Consider the following 22,016-nt stretch of genomic DNA (forward strand, 5'->3'; position numbering starts at 1 on the left):
TCAGGTCGGCCCCTCCGCGGGCATGCCGGGGCCCCCAGCGAGTGAAGGACCGATGAGCACCCCAGAAACTCGACAGGCAGAAACTCGACAGGCAGAACCCAGACAAGCACCGGCGAGCCTGCTCCAGCAGGCCCGGTCGCTGCTGATCCGCACGATGACGTTCTACCGGGACGATCCGCGTACGGCGGGCTGGCTCCGCGAGCGCCTCGAGCGACTGGACCATCCGCTGCGAATCGCCGTCACCGGCCGCGTCAAATCGGGCAAGTCCACCCTGATCAACGCGTTGGTCGGCCAGCAGCTCGCTCCCAGCGACGCCGAGGAACGCACGCACGTCACCACGGTGTACCAGTACGGTCCGGAGCCGCGGATCACCGTGCACACTCCGCACGGCGCGACGCAGAACGTGCCCGTGACCGCGCTGGACATCAGCACGATCCGGAATCTGCAGCGCTGGCGTCCCGACGAGGTCTCACGACTGGTCATCGAGGCTCCCTTCCCCGGGCTCCAGGCCATCACGCTGCTCGAAACGCCCGGGGTGTCGTCCTCGGCCGTCACCGAGACCGGACGTTCAGCACTGGCGCAGATCCTGTCCGAGGCCGATGGCGTGATCTACCTGACCCGCTATCCGCACCAGACCGACCTCCGGTTCCTGGAGTCGATGCACGAGCTGCGGATCACCCGACGCGCTCCGATCAACACCATTCTGGCGATCTCGCGCGCCGACGAGGCGGGCAGCGGCGGCGGCGACTCCGTGCCCGCCGCGGACAAGACCGCACGGCGCTACCGGGACGACCCGCGAGTGCGCACCTTCGCCCAGTACGTCCTGCCGGTGGCCGGGCTGCTCGGCCAGGGAGCCGCGGAGCTGACCACCGATGAGGTCGCCGCGCTGACCGAACTGGCTCGCCTGGACTCCCGACAGCTCGAGGAACTGCTGCTGTCCGCGGACCGCTTCGCCAACAACACCTTCCCGGAAACCGTGCCGACGGAGACGCGGCTGCGGCTGCTGGAGCGACTCGGGCGGTTCGGGGTCGAGCGGGCCGTCGGTCTCGTGTCCGAGGGCACCCGGGAGCTCAAGAAGCTTCGCTCGGCGCTGCTGGACGAGAGCCGCCTCAACGAGCTGCACGAGGCGGTGTACCAGCAGTTCGTGGAGCGGCAGGAGGCCCTGCGGGCGCGCTCGGTACTCATGGCCGTGGACATGGTGCTGCGGGCCAACCCGCGCTCCGGCGCTCAGCAGCTCAACGGGGAGTTCGAGCACCTGCTGAGCAACTCCCACGAGTGGGACGAGTTGCGGCTGCTCTCGGCGCTGCGCTCGGGACAGGTGCGGTTCGACAAGCAGGACCGCGAGTCCGCCGAGCGCCTGCTGGGTGCCCACGGTAACCAGCGGCAGTCGCGGCTCGGATGCACCTCCGACGCCTCCGAGGCCACGCTCGCCGACGCGGCGAGCTCAGCACTGACGCACTGGCGCGAGCTGGCGGCGAACCCGATGCACGACCGACTGCACCACGAAGCGACGCGCACGGTCCTGCGCAGCTGCGAGCGCCTCATCGCCCGCCAGGTCCAGAGCTAGGGTACGTGCGATTTTCCCTAAAGTTGTGGCACAACTTTAGGGAAAATCGTGAAGACCACGACGAAAACGCGTCGGCCCCCGGGAGCGGCGGGCGCTTCCGGGGGCCGGCGGTGTGGTGGTCGCGGCAGTCGCGGGACCTCAGCCCTGCTGGACCTTCTCGGCGATCTTGTCGCCGGTGTCCTTGTCGACGTTGCGCCAGTACTCCAGCGCGCGGTCCAGCACCGGCTTGGTCACGCCGTCGGACAGATGCCCGGCGACGTTGTTGATGAAGCGCTGACGCTCCTCATCGCTGAAGACGTTGCGCACCATCTCGCCCGGCTGACCGAAGTCGTCGTCCTCGGAGTGCAGCGAGTAGGCCGTGCGCAGCACCTCCTGCTCGACGCCGGTGGCCACGTCGTCCTCGCCGTTGCGCACGGCGTCGGCGTGCGCACCACCCTTGGAGTTCGGCGCGTACACCGGGTCCTGGGTGTAGCTGTAGCGCATCTGCCCGTCCTTGGAGTAGGAGTTGACCTCCGAGATCGGGCGGTTGACCGGCAGGTCCATGTAGTTCGGACCGATCCGGTAGCGGTGCGCGTCCGGGTAGGAGAACAGCCGTCCCTGCAGCATCTTGTCCGGCGAGGTGCCGATGCCGGGAACGAGGTTCGCCGGCTCGAACGAGGCCTGCTCGATCTGGGCGAAGTAGTTCTCCGGGTTGCGGTTCAGGGTCAGCTTGCCGACCTTGAGCAGCGGGTAGTCGCCGTGCGGCCACACCTTGGTCAGGTCGAACGGGTTGAACCGGTAGGTCGCGGCGTCCTCGAACGGCATGACCTGGACGTAGACGGTCCAGCTCGGGAAGTCGCCACCCTTGATGGAGTTCCACAGGTCGCGCAGGTGGTAGTTGGAGTCGGCACCGGCCATCCGGTCGGCCTCGTCCTGGGTCAGGTAGTCGTGACCCTGGTCGGTCTTGAAGTGGTACTTGACCCAGAACTTCTCGCCCGCGGCGTTGGTCCACAGGTAGGTGTGCGAACCGTAGCCGTTCATGTGGCGCCAGGTCTTCGGAATACCGCGGTCACCCATCAGCCAGGTGACCTGGTGGGCCGACTCCGGCGTCAACGACCAGAAGTCCCACTGCATGTCGTTGTCACGCAGGTGGTTGTCGGCACGGCGCTTCTGCGAGTGGATGAAGTCCGGGAACTTGATCGCGTCGCGGATGAAGAACACCGGGGTGTTGTTGCCGACGAGGTCGTAGTTGCCCTCGGTGGTGTAGAACTTCAGGGCGAACCCGCGCGGGTCCCGCCAGGTGTCGGGGGAACCGAGCTCGCCGGCGACCGTGGAGAAGCGCAGCAGCGTCTCGGTCTTGGTACCGGGCTGGAACACCGCGGCCTTGGTGTACTGGCTGACGTCGTCGGTGACCTCGAAGGTACCGAAGGCGCCGCCGCCCTTGGCGTGCACGACCCGCTCCGGGACGCGCTCGCGGTTGAACTGCGCGTTCTTCTCGATCAGGTAGTGGTCCTGCAACAGGACCGGGCCGTTGCTGCCCGCGGTCAGCGAGTGATCGTCGCTGGCTACCGGGATCCCGGCGTTGGTGGTCGTGGGTCGTGGCGAACTCACGAACATTCCTCCTCGTGGTGGTGGCTGTGATCGGGCGACTCGGAAGTCTCCGACCGGCACTGTGGGCACAGACCCCAGAACACGACCTCCGCCTCCTCCAGGACGTAGCCCGCCGTGGAGGAGGGGGTCAGGCAGGGCGCGACACCTTGGACGCAGTCCACGTCCTCGGTTCTCCCGCACCCCCGACACACCAGGTGGTGGTGGTTGTCGGCGGTGCGGGTCTCGAAGCGAGCCGGGTGCCCGGCCGGCTCGATCCGGCGTAGCAAACCGGCCGTGGTGCACGCGTGCAGGACGTCGTAGACGGCCTGCGTGGACACCGAGCCGAGTTCGTACCGTATCGCCCCGGCCACCTGCTCGGCGGTCGAGTGTGGGTGGCCACGCAGCCACGTCAACACCGCCTGTCGGGGCTGAGTGGCCCGCAGTCCGGCGTCGTGCAACAGCGCGCGCGGGTCGGGATTCGACCGCGCGTCGTCGCCACTCGTGCTGGGGGTCATAGCACTGCCCAGTATGCCACGAACAGATTGGAATTAGTCAAGAAAACACGCCACGAACTCACCGTGACACCTACAGCACCGCCGAGAGACCCCAGGCGATGACGAAGCCGACCACGCCGATGAGCGTCTCCATCACCGTCCAGGTCCGCAACGTCGTGGGGACGTCCATCCGCAGCAACCGGCCGATCAGCCAGAAACCCGAGTCGTTGACGTGGGACAACACCGTCGAGCCCGAGGCGATGGCGATCACGATCAGACACAGGTCCGCCGAGGACAGCCCCTGGGCGGCGGCCACGGCGGGGGCGATGAATCCCGCGGAGGTCGTCAGCGCCACCGTAGCGGAGCCCTGCGCGACTCGCATGACCACCGCGATCAGGAACGCCGCGAGGATGAGCGGGATCCCCGCGTTGTTCAGGGCACCGGCCAACGCGGTGCCGACACCGCCCTCGGCCAGCACCGCGCCGAACATGCCACCGGCACCGGTGATCAGGATGACGGCGGCGATCGAGCTGAGGCTTCCGCTCAGCTCGCCCTCGATCTCGCGACCGCCCATGCCCCGCTTGAGACCGAGCACGACGCAGGCGACCAGCACGGCGATGGCCAGCGCGATCGAGCTCTCCCCCAGCAGGGTCAGCACCTGCACGACCGTGGAGTCGCCGTTGACGACACCCACCTTGGCCAGCGTCGTCAGACCGGTGTTGATGAAGATCAGCACCATCGGCAGGAACAGCAGCCCGAGCACGGTCCCGACCGAGGGACGTCGCTTGTTCTCGAGCTCCTCGTCCGTCTCCGGCGCCTCGGGCACCGCCACGAAGGCGCGCTCGCCCATCCAGCGACCGAACGCGTAACCGCTGATCAGCCAGGTCGGGATACCCACGAGGAGACCGAACACCAGCAGCAGACCGACGGGCGCCCCGATGAGCCCCGCGGCACCCACCGGGCCGGGGTGCGGAGGCACGAAGGCGTGCATGACGGCGAAAGCACCGACGACCGGCAGCGCGTAGCGCAGCACGGAACCACCGAGCTGCCTGGCCACCGAGAACACGACCGGCAGGAAGATGACCACGCCGGCGTCCAGGAAGATCGGGAAGCCGAACAGCAGGCCCGCGACACCCAGTGCGAGCGGCGCTCGCTTCTCACCGAACAATCCGACGAGTGACTCGGCGAGCACCTTGGCGCCGCCGGTGATCTCCAGCATTCGCCCGAGCATGGCGCCGAAGCCGACCAGCAACGCCACTTCGGCCAGAGTGCTCCCGAGCCCCTCGTTGAGCAGCTCCATGACCCCGTCGACGGGCACGCCCAGCACCAGCGCGGTCACCAGGCTGACCCCGAGCAGCGCGATCATCGGTTGCAGCTTGAGGAAGACGATCAGCAGCAGCAGGACCAGGACGGAGCCCGCGGCCACTGCCAGCGTCGCCCCCTGCCCCAATGAGGATCCCGCGGCGGGTTCGGCCGCCGCGACAAGCGCTCCGTGCACGGATCCACCCCTTCATCGTTACCGGTCTCCATGCGCGAACTCACACGGAGGCATGACAGTGAGGGGGAGCATCACAGAGAGTGTTCCAAAGCGCCAGAGCACTGTATCGCTCAAGTCATACTTTTTTTCATTTTTGTAATCTCGCTCTCAATCTGCTCGACAAGCAGCCGTGAACACGGCAAGCGACACGACTCACTTCTTCCCACATGTTGGGATTCAGTCACTCGCCTCCCGCACGATCGCTCCGGCCGCCTCACTTCAGCCGGGGAATGTCGTCGAGCACCTGGTGCAGCTGTTCGATCGTCGGTCTGCGCTGGGCCATCAGCGCGGCCGCCTCCCGGGAGGGCGGCACGGTGCGGTTGGGACGCACCAGGGCGGCCGCCTCCTCCAGGGAGTCCAGCTCGCCCAGCGCACGCCATCCCAGCAGCACCGCACCCAGTCCGGAGCCGCCGCTGTTGTCGGTGAGCTCCAGTTCGAGATTCAGTGCCGCCGCGACGACCTCGGACCAGACCCGGCTGTGGAAACCACCACCGGTGGCGCGCACCGCGCGCACCAGAGCACCGGCGTCACGCACCGCATCGCACACGAGCGCGAGTTGCTGCCCGACGCCCTCGACCAGGGCGCGGGTTATCTCGGCACGGCCGTGGATCTTGCGCAGGCCGATCAACGAGCCGGTCAGGCCGGGCTCCCACCAAGGCGCACGCTCACCCATCAGGTACGGCAGCGCCAGCAGCCCCTCGGCGCCGGTACCGACTTCCAGCGCCTCGTCCAGCAGGGTCGCGATGTCGATTCCGAAGGCCTCCGAGGCCCACTGTCCGACGACGGCACCGTTGCTGACCGCGCCGCCGACCACCCACAGACCGTCGGCCAGCGCGTAGCAGAAGGTGCGGCACCGCTCGTCGACACCGGGCTCCTCACGCACCACGCGCAGCGCACCACTGGTTCCCAGCGACAGTCCCGCGACTCCCGGATTCACCGCCCCCACACCGAGGTTGCCCAGCGGTCCGTCACCACCACCGAGCACCACGGGTAGTCCCTCGGCCAGGCCGGTGGCCCGTGCAACCCGCGAGCCCAGCGACACGACCTCGGTCGGTGCCCTGAGTTCGGGGAGCTGCTCGGCGCTGATCCCGGCGTGGCGCAGGGCGGGTTCGTACCAGCTGAGGCTCGCCATCTCCTGCAGTCCGGTGCCCGAGGCCAGCGAGTGGTCGGTGACGAACTCCTCGGTGAAGGCGGTGACCACGAAGTCCTTGAGCGCGCACCAGAACGAGACGCCCTCGGTCAGATCGGTGCGGCTACCGTTCAACCAGGCCAGCTTCACCATCACCGACTGGGTGTGGATGGGGGTGCCCGTCGCCCTGTGCAGCTTCGAGGCGGTGTCCCAGTCCTCGCGCAACCGCGCGGCGACCGTGGCGGAGCGGGTGTCGCCCCAGTTGAAGGCGGGAGTGACGGGCTTTCCCGAGCCGTCCAGCCCGAGCAGGGTGTGCATGGCGGTGCTGAACGAAAGCCCCTCGACCTCGTGTCCGGCGTCGACGGCCCACGTCACGCACTCGGCCACAGCTTCGATCGCACCTTCACGCACCGCTTCGGCGTCCTGAACCGCTTCGCCGGGTTCCTCGGTGCGCAGCTCGTTCTCACGCTCGGTCTGGTGCAGCACCAGCCCCTCGCGGGTGGCGGCCACCACCTTCGTCGCCGTGGTCCCGACATCGATGCCGAGCAGAACCCCGTCCTTGCCACCTGCACTCATGCCCCCCAACCTATCCGCCGACCGGGGAGGCAGGACCGAGGCAACCATCACACCGCGTTACGAATCCGGGTGGCGAGGGCGCCGCACCAGCGCGTCGAGGTCGACTCGCAGCTCGAGGGGATCGCCGGTGCGGAACACACCACCGTCGTCGAAGTACGTCTTGTAGACGGCTTCGTGCAGTCGATTCTCGGCCAGGGCGACGGGATCGTCGAGATCGACCACCCAGTAGCAGGGGATGCCCGCCCGCGCGTACTCGTGGCGCTTGACCACCCGGTCGGTCTGGGACGATCCCGGCGAGACCACCTCCACGGCCAGCAGGACGTCCTGGGCGTACAGCCGGTTCGGGTTCTCGTCGATCCTGGCGGTGGCGGCGAGCACGACGTCGGGAACGCGGACGAGGGGCGGCCACGTGGCCGCGAGCACCACCTCCACGTCCGGCACCGCCTCCCACTCGGCGGGAAGCTGCTGGTTGAGGCATCCGACCAGGGCGCCGACGACACGCTGGTGGAGGCTGGCTGCTTTCGGGGTCACGTGCAGGACGCCTTCCTGGAGCTCGTAGCGGCGCGAGTTGTCCTCGGGCAGCTGCTCGAACTCCTCCAGGGTCAGCAGGTGATCCGGCCAGGACATCGTGGTCATGCCTCCCCTATCGGCAACCGGCGGCACGAGCTTCAGGCTTCACCGAGCCGAACACCGGTTCGGGTGAAGCGGTGCGATGTGGAAGTGCCGGCGCCCACGCCCGGTGGTCGAGGGGGCGCCGGCACTCACCCGATCAGCCCTGGGCCAGCGTCTCGGCGATCTCGTAGGTGTTCAGCGCCGCGCCCTTGCGCAGGTTGTCACCGCAGACGAAGAACTCCAGCGTGTTCGGGAAGTCCAGCGCCTGGCGCACCCGGCCCACGTAGGTCCGGTCCTGACCCACGACCTCGGCCGGGGTCGGGAACACCTGCTGCTCCGGGTCGTCGTGCACCGCGATCGACGGGGCCGCCTCGAGCACCTGGTGAGCCCGCTCGACGCCGACCTCGTTCTCGAAGGTCGCGTGCACGGCCAGGGAGTGCGTGGTGACCACCGGTACCCGCACGCAGGTGGCCGAGACCTTCAGCTCGGAAAGGCCGAGGATCTTGCGGGACTCGTTGCGGACCTTGAGTTCCTCCGAGGTCCACCCGTCCTCCTTGCGCGAACCCGCCCACGGCACGACGTTGAGCGCCAGCGGCGCCTTGAACGGCGTCTCCTCCGGCACTCCGGCGGCGGTCAGCGCCTCGGCCACGTCACCGGAGCGCTCGCCGACCTCCTTGCCCGCCACGGCGGAGATCTCGTCGCGCAGCCGGTCGACGCCCTCCTGCCCGGAGCCCGAAGCCGCCTGGTAGGACGAGACGACGAGCTCGCGCAGCCCGAACTCCTGGTGCAGCGCCCCCAGAGCGGTCATCATGGACAGCGTCGTGCAGTTCGGGTTGGCGATGATGCCCTTCGGGCGCTCGTGCACCTTCGCGGCGTTGACCTCGGGCACCACCAGCGGCACCTCGGGGTTCATGCGGAACGCCCCCGAGTTGTCCACCGCGATCGCACCGCAGTCGACCGCGACCGGCGCCCAGCGCTCGGAGAGCTCGTCGGGCACGTCGAACATCGCGATGTCGACGCCCTCGAAGGCCTCCGGGCTCAGCTCCACCACGGTGCGCTCGACACCGCGCACGGTGATCTTCTTGCCCGCCGAGCGGGGTGAGGCGATCAGTCGGATCTCGCCCCACGGCACGGTTTCCCGCTGGTTCATAATATCGATCATGACGCTGCCGACGGCGCCGGTGGCTCCGACGACGGCCACGGTCGGTCCCGTGTTCGTGTTCATTCAGCGACCACTCCCCGCGTACACGACGGCTTCCTCGTCGGAGCCGAGCTCGAAGGCCGAGTGCAGCGCACTGACCGCGGACTCAAGTTGGGTGTCGGCGACCAGCACCGAGATCCGGATCTCCGAGGTGTTGATGATCTCGATGTTCACCCCGGCGTCGGACAACGCCTCGCAGAACGTCGCCGTCACCCCGGGGTGCGAGCGCATCCCGGCGCCGACCAGCGAGACCTTGCCGACGTTGTCGTCGTAGACGACCTCGAAGAACCCGACCTCCCCGGAGACCTTCTCCAGCTCCGCGACCGCCTCGCCGCCGTTGCTGCGCGACACGGTGAAGGTCACGTCGGTACGTCCCGAGTCCGTGCTGGAGACGTTCTGCAGCACCATGTCGATGTCGATCTCGGCGTCGGCGACCGCGCGGAAGATCCTGCCCGCCACTCCGGGGCTGTCCGGGACACCGCGCACGGTGACCTTGGCCTCCGACCGGTCGTGGGCCACGCCGGTGATCATCGCCTGTTCCACGGAAAGATCCTCCACTGAGCCGGACACGATCGTTCCGGACTTGGGTGAGTACGAAGAGCGCACGTGCAGCGGCACGCCGTATCGGCGGGCGTACTCCACGGCGCGCAGGTGCAGCACCTTCGCGCCCGTGGCCGCCAGTTCCAGCATCTCCTCGTAGGTGATGCGGTCGAGATGCCTGGCGTCCGGCGCGATGCGCGGATCCGCCGTGTACACACCGTCGACGTCGGTGTAGATCTCGCACACATCGGCGTTCAACGCGGCGGCGACCGCCACGGCCGTGGTGTCCGAGCCACCACGACCGAGCGTGGTGATGTCCTTGCTGTCCTGACTGACTCCCTGGAAGCCGGCGATCATGACGACCTGCCCCTCGTCGAGCGCTTCCTGCACCCGAGCGGGAGTGACGTCCATGATGCGGGCGTTCTGGTGCGCCGAGGTGGTGATCACACCGGCCTGCGAGCCGGAGAGCGAGCGGGCCTGCTCGCCGAGCGACTCGATCGCCATCGCCACCAGGGCGTTGGAGATCCGCTCACCCGCGGTCAGCAACATGTCGAGCTCGCGTTCCGGCGGGTCCGAATTCACCTGCCGGGCCAGGTCGAGCAGTTCGTCGGTGGTGTCTCCCATAGCGGAGCACACCACGACCACGTCGTTACCGTCCCTGCGAGTCTCGACGATGCGTTCGGCGACCCGTTTGATTCGATCAGCACTCTCGAGGGAGGAACCGCCGTACTTCTGGACGACGAGCGCCACGTGTAACAAACCTCCTCGAGCCGTTCCTCGCATGCCCCGCGAGGAGCCTCACCGGGCGAAAACCCCCGCAAGGCGCGGACAGCCCGGGTGCGGACGTCCCGCACTGACACCGGGGCTGACGAAACCGACGGGGAAACAACACCGAAAGACCGGCGCCGCGCCGACGACTTCGTCGGCCTGCGGAGGAACAGCGCCGAACCCGCCCGAACCCGGGCGAGCTCGGACACCCACTCGGGGTGCCCTCGAACAGGGGCGTCCTCTACCAGGCCGCTCCGCTGCCACACCAGCCTACCGAAACCTCACCGCCCAAGCCCACTCCCATCGGGGGTGACTAGCCTGGTGGTTCAGGTTGTCGACAGGGAGAGGAACCCGTTGTCCACCACCGACCCAGCAGTCGATCCGCACCGGGCCGGCACCACGGACACGACCCCCACGCTGCGGCGACGCGGTTCCTCGGCGCTGCGGGAACGGGTTCGCACCCCCCTGCGGCGGTACAACCGCGAACTCCTGCTGCTGGCTCCGGGTGTGGTTTATCTCGCCATCCGGCTCTTCGGGGTGCTGGTGCTGTCCTGGCTCTCGGCGGCCAACGACGAGTCGACGCTGAACAACCTGCGGTCGTGGGACGGCCAGTGGTACCTGGAGATCGCCGCGCACGGCTACGGCGGTGTCGACCCGAACATGGTCGACGGCCACGGCAACCGGCACCCGGAGACCCCCCTCGCGTTCTTCCCCGCCTACCCACTGCTGATTCGGCTGTTCGCCGTGCTGCCGGGGCTGGGCGTGTCCGCGGCGGCGATCGTCGTGAACCTGGTGGCGGGCATCGTCTGCGCGTACGGGCTGGCCCGGCTGGGACGCCGGATCGGCGGTTCCCACTCGGTCGGGCTGCTGTGGGTGGCGCTGTTCGCTGCGGCACCGATGTCGGTCGTGCTGTCGATGGCGTACTCGGAGGCGGTGTTCTGCGCCCTGGCCGTGTGGGCGCTGATCGGTGTGATCGAGCGCAAATGGCTGCTGGCGGGCCTGTGCTGCGCCGCCGCCGGAGCGGTCCGGCCGACGGCGGCGGCCCTGATCGCCGTGGTCGGGCTGGCCGCGCTGATCGCGATCGTGCGGCGGCGGGACAGCTGGCGCCCGTGGGCGGCGATGGTGCTGGCTCCCTCGGGAATGCTGGTCTACCTCGGTTGGGTGGCCGTGCTGACCGACGACGTCAACGGCTACTTCGAACTGCAGCAGCGCGGCTGGGACTCCGCCTTCGACGGCGGGGTGGCCACGGCCACGTTCATGCTCGAGACCCTCTCCGGCGACAAGTCGGTGCTGGAGACCTTCACCGTGTGGATCGTCCTGGCCGCGCTGGTGCTCATGGTGCTGTGCCTGCGGAACCGGATGCCGTGGCCACTGGTGCTGTTCGCCTTCCTCGTGCTCGCCCAGGACCTGGGGTCCGACGGGCTGATGTACTCGAAGGTCCGGCTGCTGCTGCCCGCCTTCCCGCTGCTGCTGCCCGTGGCCATCGGCCTGGCCCGCCGCCGCACGGCGACCGCCGTGAGCACGACCGTGCTGCTCGTAGCGTTCGGCTCGTGGTTCGGCGCCTACTCCCTGACAGCCTGGCAGTACGCCATGTGAGTCACTCGGCTCCACCGGTTTCTGGAATGAACTCGCGAAAACGGAGGTCGATCATCGTGAACGAGGACCCGACAGTGGGCAAGCCCGCGGACTCCTCGGTGCCGTTGCACCCGCTGCTGGCCGAGCGGTGGAGCCCGCGCGGGCTCGATCCGGAGGTGGAACTGACCGACAAGCAGTTCACCGCCCTGTTCGAGGCCGCCAGGTGGGCACCGTCGTGGGGCAACACCCAACCCGCGCGCTACCTGGCCGGGCGGCGCGGTGACGAGGCCTTCACCCGAATCCTCTCGACGCTCTCCCGCGGCAACCACGGCTGGGCGGCCAACGCCGCAGTGCTGGCGATCGGAGTCACCCGGACGGTCGACGAAGAGGGCGAACCGCTGCCCTACGGCGAGTACGGACTCGGGCTGGCCACCGAGAACCTGGTGCTGCAGGCCGTGTCCGAGGGTCTCGTCGCCCACCAGATGGCCGGGTTCGACCGGGAGGCCGCCCGCGCCGAGTTCGCCGTCCCGCAGGGCTTCGAACCCCTCGTGGCGATCGCCGTCGGCGCCCGGGGGACGACCGACGAGCTCCCGGACAAGTTGCGCGAGAAGGAAGCCGCGCCACGCTCGCGCAAACCGCTGTCGGACGTGGTGTTCAGTGGCAACTGGGGGGATCCCACCTTCCCCTGAGTCGCCCGTCCATGTGAAGTTGCGCGTTCGAAATGCGTGATCCATTACCTACCGTCAAGTAATGGAGTAGACCTTCACTCGTGTGGATGAGTACGAGGACAGCCGCGACAGCGCTCGACGAGGTGGATCCACTGGCGAAGCTGCGGAACCACCGCGGTCCGTCGCCCGGTGTGATCCACCTGGACGGCAACAGCACGAGTCCCGCCATCGACACGGCGATACGACCACGCAGGTTCATCGAGCACCACTGGGCGCGTCCACCGAGGGGGCACAACCCCTTCCCCGAGCTCCGCGGCGCCGTACGGGACCTCGCCGCCCTGCTCGGGGCGTCGGCCTCCGAACTCGCGCTCACCGACTCCTCCTCGATGAACCTGTTCCGGGCGCTGGTGGCCGGTGCCGAACTGCGCCCGGGACGGTCGGTGCTCGTGGTGGGCCGTGACTGCTTCCCGATCGACCGCTACCTGGCCCGCTCGGCGGCCGACTTCACCGGCAGCGAGCTCGTGCTGCTCGACGACCTCGCCGAGCTGGACGAGGTGCTGGACGAGCGCACGGCGGTCGTGGCGCTGGCCCACGTCGACGACCGATCCGGCGCGGTGCGCGACGCGGCCGGAATCACCGCCGAGATCCACCGGGCGGGTGCGCTGGCGCTGTGGGACCTGAGCAATTCGGCGGGGGCCCTGCACGTGGATCTGGGGACCTGGGAGGCGGACTTCGCCATCGGCTGCGGCGACAAGTACCTGGGTGGTGGAGCGGGAGCTCCGGCGTACCACTTCGTCGCCGAGCGGCACCACGCCACCGAGCGCACCGCCGGTACGTCGCCGGCGGGGAGGCGGACGAGCTCGCCCACGCTCTCGGTCGCCGGTTTCCGCGAGAGCCTGTCCCGACTCGGCGCCGTCACTTCCGCGTCGTTGCAGAACAAGACCTCGTCGCTCGTCGAGCTCTTCCTCACCCGGCTGGAGCCGTACCGCGACGGGACGGCCCCGGAGGTCCTGGAGCCGCCCAAGGGGGCGCCCCGAGGCGCGCAGGTCGTGCTGCGTCACCACCACGCCCGCTACCTGGTGCAGGGACTGTTCGCCCACGGGGTGATCGTCGACTTCGTCGAACCGGACCTGCTGCGGTTCGGGTTCTCCCCCGCCTGGTTGAGCTACGTCGACGTCTGGGAGGCGGTCGAGGCGCTCGGCACCGTGCTGCACGAGCTGCCGGCGGGGTTCGACCCCGAGAACGGACGATCCTGACGGCGATCGCGACCTCAGCCGAAGACGCGGGAGAGCAACGCGGCCAGCAGGAGCCAGAAACACGCGGCCAACCCGAAGTCGAGCAGCACCTGCACCACGTGCCCCGGCGCGTCGACGAGGCCGGGGAAGAACAGCGCGAGCGGACCCGCCGCCTGCGCCACCGAACTCTCCAGCCCTGCGGCTGAGGGTATGTCGACCAGCACGAACACCGCGTGCAGCACCAGGATCACGGCCACGAGGAAGCCCGCACCGTTGATCAGCGTCGCCACCGGCGACTGCCCCTTCTTGCCCTTCTTCGCAGCCATGTGCCCAGCCTGCCCGATCACGACTCGTTCCCGCTTCCAGCGTGAGCATGTCCACCATCCGGAACACTCGGTTGCGTGTCGGACACAGGTCGCGGTTAGGGTGGGTCCGTGGCTTACACCCTCCTGCTTCGCCGCCGCGACGGGGTCCGCTAGACCGGCCCCTCGTCGCGGGGTACGAACGCGCCGGTCGTGACCTTCCGACATTCGCGCACGAGCAGGAGCTTCCATCCGTATGAGCGCCACGTCCGAACCCGGTAGTCAAGGCAGCGGTCATCAGGGCAGGATGCGCACGCCCTCACGGCCCGCCCCCGCCGACCAGCAACCCTGGAACCCGCAGCGGGGCAGTTCGATGCCCTTCCACCGCTACCGCCCGTTCCCCGAGCTGGTCGAGGACGTCTCGCTGTCCGACCGCACCTGGCCGGACCAGCGCATCACCCGCGCCCCGCTGTGGTCGGCGGTGGACCTGCGCGACGGCAACCAGGCCCTGATCGACCCGATGACGCCCGCCCGCAAGCGCCGCATGTTCGAGCTGCTCGTCGGGATGGGCTACAAGGAGATCGAGGTCGGCTTCCCAGCGGCCAGCCAGACCGACTACGACTTCGTCCGCGAGATCATCGAGGACGGGGCCATCCCCTCCGACGTGCGCATCCAGGTGCTGACGCCGTGCCGCCCCGAGCTCATCGAGCGCACCTTCGCCGCGCTGGAGGGTGCCCACTCCGCGATCGTGCACCTGTACAACTCGACCTCGATCCTGCAACGCCGGGTGGTCTTCGGCGAGGAGCGCGAGGGGATCAAGAAGATCGCCGTCCAGGGCGCCGAACTGGCCCTGGAGCACGCGGCCAGGTACCCGGACACCGACTTCCGCTTCCAGTACTCGCCGGAGTCGTTCACCGGCACCGAGCTGTCCTACGCGGTCGAGGTCTGCGACGCCGTCACCGAGATCTGGCAGCCCACTCCCGAGCGGCCGGTGATCCTGAACCTGCCCGCCACCGTGGAGATGGCCACCCCCAACGTCTACGCGGACTCCATCGAGTGGATGCACCGCAACCTGGCCCGGCGCGACTCGGTGATCCTGTCGCTGCACCCGCACAACGACCGGGGCACCGGCGTCGCCGCCGCCGAGCTCGGCTACCAGGCCGGGGCCGACCGCATCGAGGGGTGCCTGTTCGGCAACGGCGAGCGCACCGGCAACGTCGACCTGGTCGCGCTGGGCATGAACCTGTTCAGCCAGGGCGTCGACCCGCAGATCGACTTCTCCGACATCGACCACGTCAAGCGCACCGTCGAGCACTGCAACCAGCTGGCGGTCCCCGAACGGCAGCCCTGGGGCGGCGAGCTCGTCTACACCGCCTTCTCCGGCAGCCACCAGGACGCCATCAACAAGGGCATGGACGCGCACCAGCGCGCGGCCGAGCGCGCCGGTGTCGACGTGAACGAGTACCCGTGGGAGGTCCCCTACCTGCCGATCGACCCGAAGGACGTCGGCCGCAGCTACGAGGCCGTGATCCGGGTGAACTCGCAGTCCGGCAAGGGCGGCGTGGCCTACGTGATGAAGACCGAGCACCAGCTGGAGCTGCCCCGCAAGATGCAGCTCGAGCTGTCCCAGCTGGTGCAGCAGCGCACCGACTCCGACGGCGGCGAGGTCGACCCGAGCCAGATGTGGGCGACCTTCGCCGAGGAGTACCTCGACGGCACCGCACCGCTGCAGCTGGTCCGCCAGCACCTCAGCGGGGAGGCGGGCGACGAGTCGATCGAGGCCACGGTCGTCGCCGACGGCACCAAGCACGAGATCTCCGGCAACGGCAACGGGCCGATCGCGGCGTTCGTCGACGCGCTGAGCACCATCGGTTACCAGGTACGAGTGCTGGACTACCACGAGCACGCCCTGAGCTCCGGCGACGACGCCCGCGCCGCCGCCTACCTGGAGTGCGCCGTGCAGGACACGGTGCTGTGGGGCGCCGGTATCGACACCTCGACGGTCACCGCGTCGCTGCGCGCCGTCGTCTCGGCCGTCAACCGCGCCCACCACTGACGGACGCGCCCCTTGTGCGATTTTCCCTAAAGTTGTGCCACAACTTTAGGGAAAATCGCACACCCCACCGGGCGGTCACGGGAGGCGGTGCGCCAGGAAGTCCCGGAAGGTGACCGCACCGTCCGCGTGCTCGGGCGCGAGGTGACCACCTTCGGCGAAAGCGCGGAAGGTCCTGCCCGGCAGGCGGAACGGCAACGCACGGCGCCGCACGCCGCTCGCCCGCTGGTACAGCACCAGCAGCTCGGCGAAGGTGTGGACCAGGGGTCCGCCCAGGTCCGGCACCCGCCCGGCCGGATCGCCGAGCGCGAGCCGGGCCAGGCGCTCGGCCACCTCGGTGACCTCGACCGGCTGATCGTCGACACCGCTGGGCACCGGGACCAGCGGCAACCGTGACAGCCCCCGCATGACCCCGAGCACGAGGTCGTGGAACTGGGTCGCGCGCAGGATCGTGACACCGAGGTCGGAGTTCTCCAGCAACTGCTCCACCTCGTACTTGGTGCGGTAGTACGGGAAGGGCACCCGGTCCACGCCCACGATCGAGATGTAGACCAGGTGCGACACCCCGGCGTCACGCGCCGCCGCGATCAGGTTCCGCGCCGCATCGACGTCACCGCCGAGCGGGTCGCTGGCGCAGTGGACGACAGTGGACACCCCCTCCAGCGCCCCGCCCAGCACACCGTCCGAGCCGGCCGGTTCGGCCAGATCGGCCCGCACCCAGTCGACGTCCTCCGAGGGAGGTTGTTCGCGCCGGCTGAGCGCACGAACGTCGGCGCCCCCGGCGAGCAGCTGCTGCAGCACGGGACGTCCCAGCGTGCCCGTCGCTCCCGTGACCAGAACCGGCCCCATGTCGCCTCCCGTCCACGAATCCCGGGTGCGATATTCCCCGCTCGGGAGGGGATGTGCGACCCGGAGACGATGGGCACGCGGTTTCGGTCAAGTTGTTGACAATCGGATTGTCGATGACCATCTTGTGGGCATGGCCGCGCCGGGTGTTGCCCCCACCACAGGAACCGAACCCGTCACCCCCTTCACCGAGAACGAGTTCGACGCCCGGCGTGCCGCGGTACGCGCCCGGATGACCCAGCGCGGCTTGGACGCGCTGCTCGTGGTCAGCCCGGAGAACGTCTACTACCTGCTCGGGCTGAACTACCAGGGCTACTTCGCCTTCACGCTGCTCGTGCTGCCTCTCGACGGGCCACCTCGATTGCTGACCCGCGAGGTGGAGCGGCCCACGGTCACCGCCCAGGTCTCCGGGGTCGAGCACGTCACCTTCTCCGACGGAACGGACCCGGTCGACGCGGCGGTGGACACCATCACCCGCTGCACCGGCCCCGGACAGGCCCTCGGCGTCGAGCGGACCGCGATGTTCTTCCCGCTCGGGGTGTGGGACGGAGTCCGCGAGACCCTGGACGACCGGAAGTTCGACGACGGGTCCGGAGTGGTCGAGCAGGTCCGGGCGATCAAGTCCGCGGCCGAGATCGAGCTGATCCGCCGCTCGGCACGCATCTCGGACAAGGCGATGCGCGCGGGCGTCGACGCCGCCGGCCCCGACGTCAGCGAGCGGGAAGTGGCCGCGCACGTCTACCACAAGATGATCTCCGCGGGCAGCGAGGACCCCGGCTTCGCCCCGCTCATTCGCAGCGATGACGCTCTCGATCAGGAGCACGTCACGTGGCGGGACCGCAGGCTCGGCACCGGGGAGCGGCTGTTCCTGGAACTGTCCGCATCGGTCAACCGCTACCACGCACCGCTGTCCCGGCTGGTGCACGTCGACCGGACTCCCCCCGGCATCGCGGCTTCCGCGGACATGGCCGCCGAGGGCCTGTGGACGGTCCTCGACGCGCTGCGACCGGGGGTCACGGCCGGTTCGGTCTACGCCGCGTGGCAACGGGTCATCGACACCGGTCTGGGGCATTCCGAGTACCAGCGCCATCACTGCGGATACATGGTCGGCATCGGTTTCCCGCCGAGCTGGGTCGGCGGCAGCGCGGTGGTCGGGCTGCGCCGGGACAGCGACCTGGTGATCCGCCCCGGGATGGTCTTCCACGTGCTGTCCTGGATCTTCGGCCAGCCGACGCCGGACTACCTCGTCTCGGACACGGTGCTGGTCACCGAGTCCGGCGGCGAACTGCTCACGCGCACCTCGCGCGAACCCACCGAAGTCCGCTGAACGACCCCCGTCACCCCCTCCCCGAAGGGAACCCCCTTGCGCATCACCGGTATCCGCAGCACTCCCGTGGCCGTTCCGTTCCACACCGAGGAAGCGTGGGCCTACGGCTCGCGCAGCGGCATGATCAGCGTGCTGATCGAGGTCGACACCGACGAGGGCGTCGTCGGCCTCGGCGAGGCTCCCGCCTACCCCTCGGTCGAGGTCGTCTCGGCGGTGCTGCGCACCATCGAGCCCCTCGTCCTCGGCGAGGACCCCTTCCGCACCGAACGCATCGCCAAGCTCATCGACGTCGTCGGCACCTGGCACCACGTCAAGGCCACCAGTCCCGCCATGGGCGCGGTGGACATGGCCTGCTGGGACATCCTCGGCAAGTCGTGCGGGCAGCCGTTGGTCAACCTCTTCGGCGGCCGGATGCGCGACGAGGTCGAGTACGTGCACTACCTGCCGCGCGGCTCGGCCGAGTGGATGGGGCGACGTGCCGCGAAGGCCGCCGCCGAGGGAGCCGCCAGCTTCTACCTCAAGGTCGGCTCCGACGACCTGACCGACGACGTGGCCAGGGTCGCCGCGATCCGCGAGGGCATCGGGGCGGACGCGGCGCTGCGAGTGGACGCCAACGAGGCGTGGTCGGTCGCCGCCGCCCTGCGCGCGCTGAGCGCGCTGGAACCCTACGGCATCGAGTTCGCCGAGCAGCCGGTCTCCGGGCGCAACCTCCCGGACATGGCGCGGCTGCGGGCTCGGACGAGCGTCCCGCTGCTGGCCAACGAGGCGTCCTGGACGCGCTACGACCAGCTCGACGTCATCCGCGAGGGTGCGGCCGACGCGGTCTCGGTGGACAACATGATGGACGGCGGGCTGATGAACATGAAGCGGGCGGCGGGCATCTGCGAGGCCGCGGGCCTGCCCGTGGTCAAGCACAGCCTCGGCGAGCTCGGGGTGGCCACCTACGCCGGGGCGCACATGATGGCCGCCACACCCGGCTTCACCTACGCCAACCAGGCCTACGGCGCCCTGCTGGACGACGACGTCGTCGAGGGCGGCGGTCTGCCCTACGCCGGCGGGCGGCTGCGGGTGCCGGACCGTCCCGGCATCGGCGTCGAGCTGGACCGCGACCGGGTGGCCCGCTACGCCGAGCTCTACACCAGATCCGGTCGGGAGTTCGTCTTCGACGACCCCGCCTCCCGCAGCGCGACCCCGGAGCTGCCCAAGCGCTGAGGCGCCACGCGGATACACCCGTTCGAACGACGTGGCTTGATGTCTCGAAGGCCGCGGGGGTTGAGTGAGGCGCGTCACCCGACACGCCTAAGCGAGGCAGCAGTGGCCCTGCACGATGACGATCTCAGCTTCGACCCCCGCGACCCCTACTTCCCGGTGCCCGGCGGTGCCGCTCACGGCGGGGTGCGCTGGGCGATCCAGGTGTTCACCACCACCAACGGCTACGGTCTCGACGCGGCGAGCGCGCGGCCGGAGGCGCGGGGCGACCAGGTGCACCTGCGCTGCGACCGCTACGCCAGCTTCGGCCAGCAGCGCACCTTCGCCGTCGGGGAGGTCGACGTCCGGGTGACGCGCTCGGGGGACGTCCTGGAGTGGGCGATCACCGTCGCTCACGACGAACCGGTCAAGTCGGTCAAGCTGCTGCTCGTCGGGCTCGACCCGGCGGTGTGGCGCGCGGGATGGTGGGCGCCCAACACCGGTCGCGACATCACCCTCGGCGTCGACGGCCACCGGTTCCAGCTCGACTATCCCGGCCCGACCTGGGCCACCCCCTGGGTGGCCGCCGGGGACGACGCCGGAGCAGTGACGCTGAGCATTCGCGATCCCCTGGTGCGCAAGCACATCCTGCACGTCAGCCGGCCCCCGTACGCCGACGAACCGATCACCGAGCTGCTGCACGTGCCCGCGGCCACCTCGCGCTCCACCTCCTGCCGGATCCCGCCGATCCGACTGCGTCGGAACGCCTCGCCCGCCACGATCGACGACGACCTCGACGCGCACATGTCCTTCGTGGAGCGGACCCACCGCCTCGTGCCCTGGCGGTCGCGCACCGACAAGCCGGACTGGCTGGACGACATCGCACTCGTGGTCACGATGCACGGCCAGCACTGGACCGGCTACGTGTTCAACACCTTCAGCGAGATGGCCGAGACGCTGCGGTTCGTCTCCCGCCACATCGACCCGCGCCGGGTACTGGCCTACCTGCCCGGATGGGAGGGCCGCTACTACTTCTCCTATCCGGACTACCGGCCGGGCGCGGACCTCGGCGGCAGGGCGGGCTTCGAGGAGCTGGTGGCCACGGCCGCCGAGCTCGGGGTGCGGCTGATGCCGATGTTCGGCGGCAACGGGGTGAACGTGAAGCAGTACCCCCGCTGGGAGCAGGCGGCGATCCACAACCGCACGAACCGCTACGTCGAGCTGCTCAACCGGCCGGACTGGGACGGCGACCGCATCGGCGAGGGCAACCAGGTGTTCCTCAACCCCGGCGAGCCGGGATTCCGCGAGCACCTGATCGAGTCGATCTCGTGGATGATCCGGGAGTTCGGGGTCGAGGCGGCGTTCCTGGACACCATCGGCTACTGGTTCAACGACCCGCGCTACGACCTGCTCGAGGGGTACCGGCAGCTCGCCGCCGAGCTGCGGCGACGGCACTCCCGGCTGGTACTCGCCTCGGAGGGGTGGTGGGACGCGCTGTCGGGGATCTTCCCGCTGAGCCAGCAGTGGCTCGGCGTCTCCCGTGAGCTGCGGAAACCACGGGTGCTGACCCGCTATGCCCGAACCACGAGCCACCTCGCCGAGGGCACTCCCGGCCCCGGTAGCACGGGGGTGCACGAGCAGGGTTACCGGCCGCGTCCACCGCTGGTGGACCACGCGGGCCACATCCCGATACTCAGCTTCGCCGACAACACCCTGCGCGACCACTCCGAGGAGGCCGTCGCCATCATTCGCTGGGCGCGCGACCACGCCGCAGCGGTGTCCGCCGGCTGAGGTCCGTCCGGTCGGCCGTGTGGCGGGGCCGTCGATGTCGGGCGAGCGCTACTCAGCAGCCTCCCCCGCCTCCACCTCCGCAGCCTCCGCCGCCGCCGCCGCCGGCGCCGCCACCGTCGCCACCACCACCGCCGCCGCCGACGCCGCCGACGCCGCCGGAGCCGTGGGAGCCGCTACGCCCCTTCGACTTCGTGCCGGATTTCCCCAGAGCGGACATGACGGGAGCGAAGAAAAAAAACATTAAGGTCACCACGTAGAGGAACACCATCAGGGTTACCATCACCACGCACCTCCGGTAATTCGGTGACAGGACCGAACGTTACCGGGAAAAGCAGCCGCATGGACCGGCTTTCGAAAAAGCGGGAGTTCCCGAAAAAACGGTGCACCCCGCCCGGCCGGGACGGGGTGCACCGCCGCGTGGTGGTTCCACCCGGCCGTCAGGCCGTGCGGCGACCGGACAACGCGCGCCCGAGGGTCATCTCGTCGGCGAACTCCAGGTCCCCGCCCATCGGCAGGCCCGAGGCCAACCGCGTCACGCTCAGCCCCGGGAAGTCCTGCAGCAACCGCACCAGGTAGGTCGCGGTGGCCTCGCCCTCGGTGTTCGGGTCGGTGGCGATGATCACCTCGGTGACCTCGTCGGTGCCGATCCTGTTCACCAGCTCCCGCACCCGCAGCTGGTCCGGCCCCACTCCCGACAACGGGTCCAGGGCACCGCCGAGCACGTGGTACCGGCCGCGGAACTCACGGGTGCGCTCGATGGCGAGCACGTCCTTGGGTTCCTCGACCACGCACACCAGCTTCGGTTCACGGCGGGAGTCCAGACAGATGCGGCACCGCTGCTGCTCGGAGACGTTGCCGCAGACGTCGCAGAAGACCACGCCCTCCTTGACGCTCTGCAACGCGTCCTGCAACCGGGTCACGTCCTCGGTCTCGGCCGCCAGCAGGTGGAAGGCGATGCGCTGCGCGCTTTTGGGACCGACTCCCGGCAGTCGGCCGAGCTCGTCGATCAGGTCCTGAACAGGCCCTTCGTACACGCCT

Annotated in this window: 18 protein-coding genes; 8 read left to right on the forward strand and 10 right to left on the reverse strand. The window is 69.3% G+C overall.

Annotation, left to right across the window (positions count from 1 at the left end; translation table 11 throughout):
- The first annotated feature begins 52 nt into the window (after nucleotides 1-52).
- On the forward strand, nucleotides 53-1,567 hold the full coding sequence (locus FHX42_RS23220; protein WP_182546596.1) for a dynamin family protein: 1,515 nt from the start codon (nucleotides 53-55) through the stop codon (nucleotides 1,565-1,567).
- Between the two features lie 138 nt (nucleotides 1,568-1,705).
- On the opposite strand, the gene FHX42_RS23225 is transcribed toward FHX42_RS23220, so the two are convergent.
- The 7 genes from FHX42_RS23225 to FHX42_RS23255 form a co-directional block, all read right to left on the reverse strand.
- Nucleotides 1,706-3,157, reverse strand: a complete 1,452-nt coding sequence (locus tag FHX42_RS23225; protein WP_328796693.1) for a catalase — start codon at nucleotides 3,155-3,157, stop codon at nucleotides 1,706-1,708.
- On the reverse strand, nucleotides 3,154-3,651 hold the full coding sequence (locus FHX42_RS23230; RefSeq protein WP_182546598.1) for a Fur family transcriptional regulator: 498 nt from the start codon (nucleotides 3,649-3,651) through the stop codon (nucleotides 3,154-3,156). Before FHX42_RS23230 ends, FHX42_RS23225 begins: the two co-directional genes overlap by 4 nt.
- A 70-nt stretch (nucleotides 3,652-3,721) precedes the next feature.
- Nucleotides 3,722-5,128, reverse strand: coding sequence for a GntP family permease (locus FHX42_RS23235; protein WP_182546599.1), 1,407 nt, complete (start codon nucleotides 5,126-5,128; stop codon nucleotides 3,722-3,724).
- 253 nt (nucleotides 5,129-5,381) lie between these two features.
- A complete protein-coding gene (locus FHX42_RS23240) occupies nucleotides 5,382-6,872 on the reverse strand; it encodes a gluconokinase (protein WP_182546600.1) in 1,491 nt (496 codons plus the stop codon).
- Nucleotides 6,873-6,929: 57 nt separating this feature from the next.
- Nucleotides 6,930-7,508 carry a Uma2 family endonuclease gene (locus FHX42_RS23245; protein ID WP_182546601.1) on the reverse strand — a complete coding sequence of 193 codons (579 nt, stop codon included), beginning with the start codon at nucleotides 7,506-7,508 and terminating at the stop codon, nucleotides 6,930-6,932.
- A gap of 133 nt (nucleotides 7,509-7,641) precedes the next feature.
- Nucleotides 7,642-8,709 (reverse strand): aspartate-semialdehyde dehydrogenase, encoded by a 1,068-nt coding sequence (locus tag FHX42_RS23250; protein ID WP_182546602.1) that lies wholly within the window; start codon nucleotides 8,707-8,709, stop codon nucleotides 7,642-7,644.
- A complete protein-coding gene (locus tag FHX42_RS23255; protein WP_182546603.1) occupies nucleotides 8,710-9,975 on the reverse strand; it encodes an aspartate kinase in 1,266 nt (421 codons plus the stop codon).
- Nucleotides 9,976-10,347: 372 nt separating this feature from the next.
- Here FHX42_RS23255 and FHX42_RS23260 point away from each other — a divergent pair, with 372 nt between their 5' ends.
- From FHX42_RS23260 to FHX42_RS23270, 3 genes are all read left to right on the forward strand, one after another.
- The gene (locus tag FHX42_RS23260) at nucleotides 10,348-11,589 is read left to right on the forward strand and encodes a glycosyltransferase 87 family protein (protein ID WP_235987824.1); all 1,242 of its coding nucleotides are present in this window, start codon (nucleotides 10,348-10,350) and stop codon (nucleotides 11,587-11,589) included.
- 56 nt (nucleotides 11,590-11,645) lie between these two features.
- On the forward strand, nucleotides 11,646-12,257 hold the full coding sequence (locus FHX42_RS23265; protein ID WP_328796694.1) for a nitroreductase family protein: 612 nt from the start codon (nucleotides 11,646-11,648) through the stop codon (nucleotides 12,255-12,257).
- 86 nt (nucleotides 12,258-12,343) lie between these two features.
- Nucleotides 12,344-13,492 (forward strand): aminotransferase class V-fold PLP-dependent enzyme, encoded by a 1,149-nt coding sequence (locus FHX42_RS23270; RefSeq protein WP_220480775.1) that lies wholly within the window; start codon nucleotides 12,344-12,346, stop codon nucleotides 13,490-13,492.
- A gap of 14 nt (nucleotides 13,493-13,506) precedes the next feature.
- Here FHX42_RS23270 and FHX42_RS23275 read toward each other — a convergent pair whose 3' ends face one another.
- The gene (locus FHX42_RS23275; RefSeq protein WP_182546606.1) at nucleotides 13,507-13,797 is read right to left on the reverse strand and encodes a hypothetical protein; all 291 of its coding nucleotides are present in this window, start codon (nucleotides 13,795-13,797) and stop codon (nucleotides 13,507-13,509) included.
- 232 nt (nucleotides 13,798-14,029) lie between these two features.
- Here FHX42_RS23275 and leuA point away from each other — a divergent pair, with 232 nt between their 5' ends.
- The gene (gene leuA / locus FHX42_RS23280; protein ID WP_182546607.1) at nucleotides 14,030-15,829 is read left to right on the forward strand and encodes a 2-isopropylmalate synthase; all 1,800 of its coding nucleotides are present in this window, start codon (nucleotides 14,030-14,032) and stop codon (nucleotides 15,827-15,829) included.
- 75 nt (nucleotides 15,830-15,904) lie between these two features.
- On the opposite strand, the gene FHX42_RS23285 is transcribed toward leuA, so the two are convergent.
- Nucleotides 15,905-16,675, reverse strand: a complete 771-nt coding sequence (locus tag FHX42_RS23285; protein WP_182546608.1) for an SDR family oxidoreductase — start codon at nucleotides 16,673-16,675, stop codon at nucleotides 15,905-15,907.
- Nucleotides 16,676-16,805: 130 nt separating this feature from the next.
- Between FHX42_RS23285 and FHX42_RS23290 the strand changes: the two genes are divergently transcribed.
- The 3 genes from FHX42_RS23290 to FHX42_RS23300 all read left to right on the forward strand — a co-directional run bounded on the left by FHX42_RS23290 (nucleotide 16,806) and on the right by FHX42_RS23300 (nucleotide 20,978).
- Nucleotides 16,806-17,999, forward strand: a complete 1,194-nt coding sequence (locus FHX42_RS23290; protein ID WP_182546609.1) for a M24 family metallopeptidase — start codon at nucleotides 16,806-16,808, stop codon at nucleotides 17,997-17,999.
- Between the two features lie 36 nt (nucleotides 18,000-18,035).
- On the forward strand, nucleotides 18,036-19,211 hold the full coding sequence (locus FHX42_RS23295; RefSeq protein WP_235987826.1) for a mandelate racemase/muconate lactonizing enzyme family protein: 1,176 nt from the start codon (nucleotides 18,036-18,038) through the stop codon (nucleotides 19,209-19,211).
- A 102-nt stretch (nucleotides 19,212-19,313) separates the two neighbouring features.
- Entirely contained in the window at nucleotides 19,314-20,978 is a 1,665-nt protein-coding gene (locus FHX42_RS23300; protein ID WP_182546610.1) for a hypothetical protein, read from the forward strand.
- 437 nt (nucleotides 20,979-21,415) lie between these two features.
- Here FHX42_RS23300 and recR read toward each other — a convergent pair whose 3' ends face one another.
- Complete coding sequence (gene recR / locus FHX42_RS23305; protein WP_182546611.1) at nucleotides 21,416-22,012, reverse strand: recombination mediator RecR; 597 nt, start codon at nucleotides 22,010-22,012, stop codon at nucleotides 21,416-21,418.
- Between the last annotated feature and the right edge of the window lie 4 nt (nucleotides 22,013-22,016).

The sequence above is a fragment of the Halosaccharopolyspora lacisalsi genome, from assembly GCF_014137975.1.
Lineage (GTDB): Bacteria > Actinomycetota > Actinomycetes > Mycobacteriales > Pseudonocardiaceae > Halosaccharopolyspora > Halosaccharopolyspora lacisalsi.

Bases quoted from the DNA above. Each gene is read 5' to 3' on its own strand.
- FHX42_RS23220 (WP_182546596.1), top strand. From the start codon at position 53: ATGAGCACCCCAGAAACTCGACAGGCAGAAACTCGACAGGCAGAACCC.
- FHX42_RS23230 (WP_182546598.1), bottom strand. From the start codon at position 3,651: ATGACCCCCAGCACGAGTGGCGACGACGCGCGGTCGAATCCCGACCCG.
- FHX42_RS23240 (WP_182546600.1), bottom strand. From the start codon at position 6,872: ATGAGTGCAGGTGGCAAGGACGGGGTTCTGCTCGGCATCGATGTCGGG.
- FHX42_RS23245 (WP_182546601.1), bottom strand. From the start codon at position 7,508: ATGACCACGATGTCCTGGCCGGATCACCTGCTGACCCTGGAGGAGTTC.
- FHX42_RS23250 (WP_182546602.1), bottom strand. From the start codon at position 8,709: ATGAACACGAACACGGGACCGACCGTGGCCGTCGTCGGAGCCACCGGC.
- FHX42_RS23270 (WP_220480775.1), top strand. From the start codon at position 12,344: ATGAGTACGAGGACAGCCGCGACAGCGCTCGACGAGGTGGATCCACTG.
- FHX42_RS23275 (WP_182546606.1), bottom strand. From the start codon at position 13,797: ATGGCTGCGAAGAAGGGCAAGAAGGGGCAGTCGCCGGTGGCGACGCTG.
- leuA (WP_182546607.1), top strand. From the start codon at position 14,030: ATGAGCGCCACGTCCGAACCCGGTAGTCAAGGCAGCGGTCATCAGGGC.
- FHX42_RS23285 (WP_182546608.1), bottom strand. From the start codon at position 16,675: ATGGGGCCGGTTCTGGTCACGGGAGCGACGGGCACGCTGGGACGTCCC.
- FHX42_RS23290 (WP_182546609.1), top strand. From the start codon at position 16,806: ATGGCCGCGCCGGGTGTTGCCCCCACCACAGGAACCGAACCCGTCACC.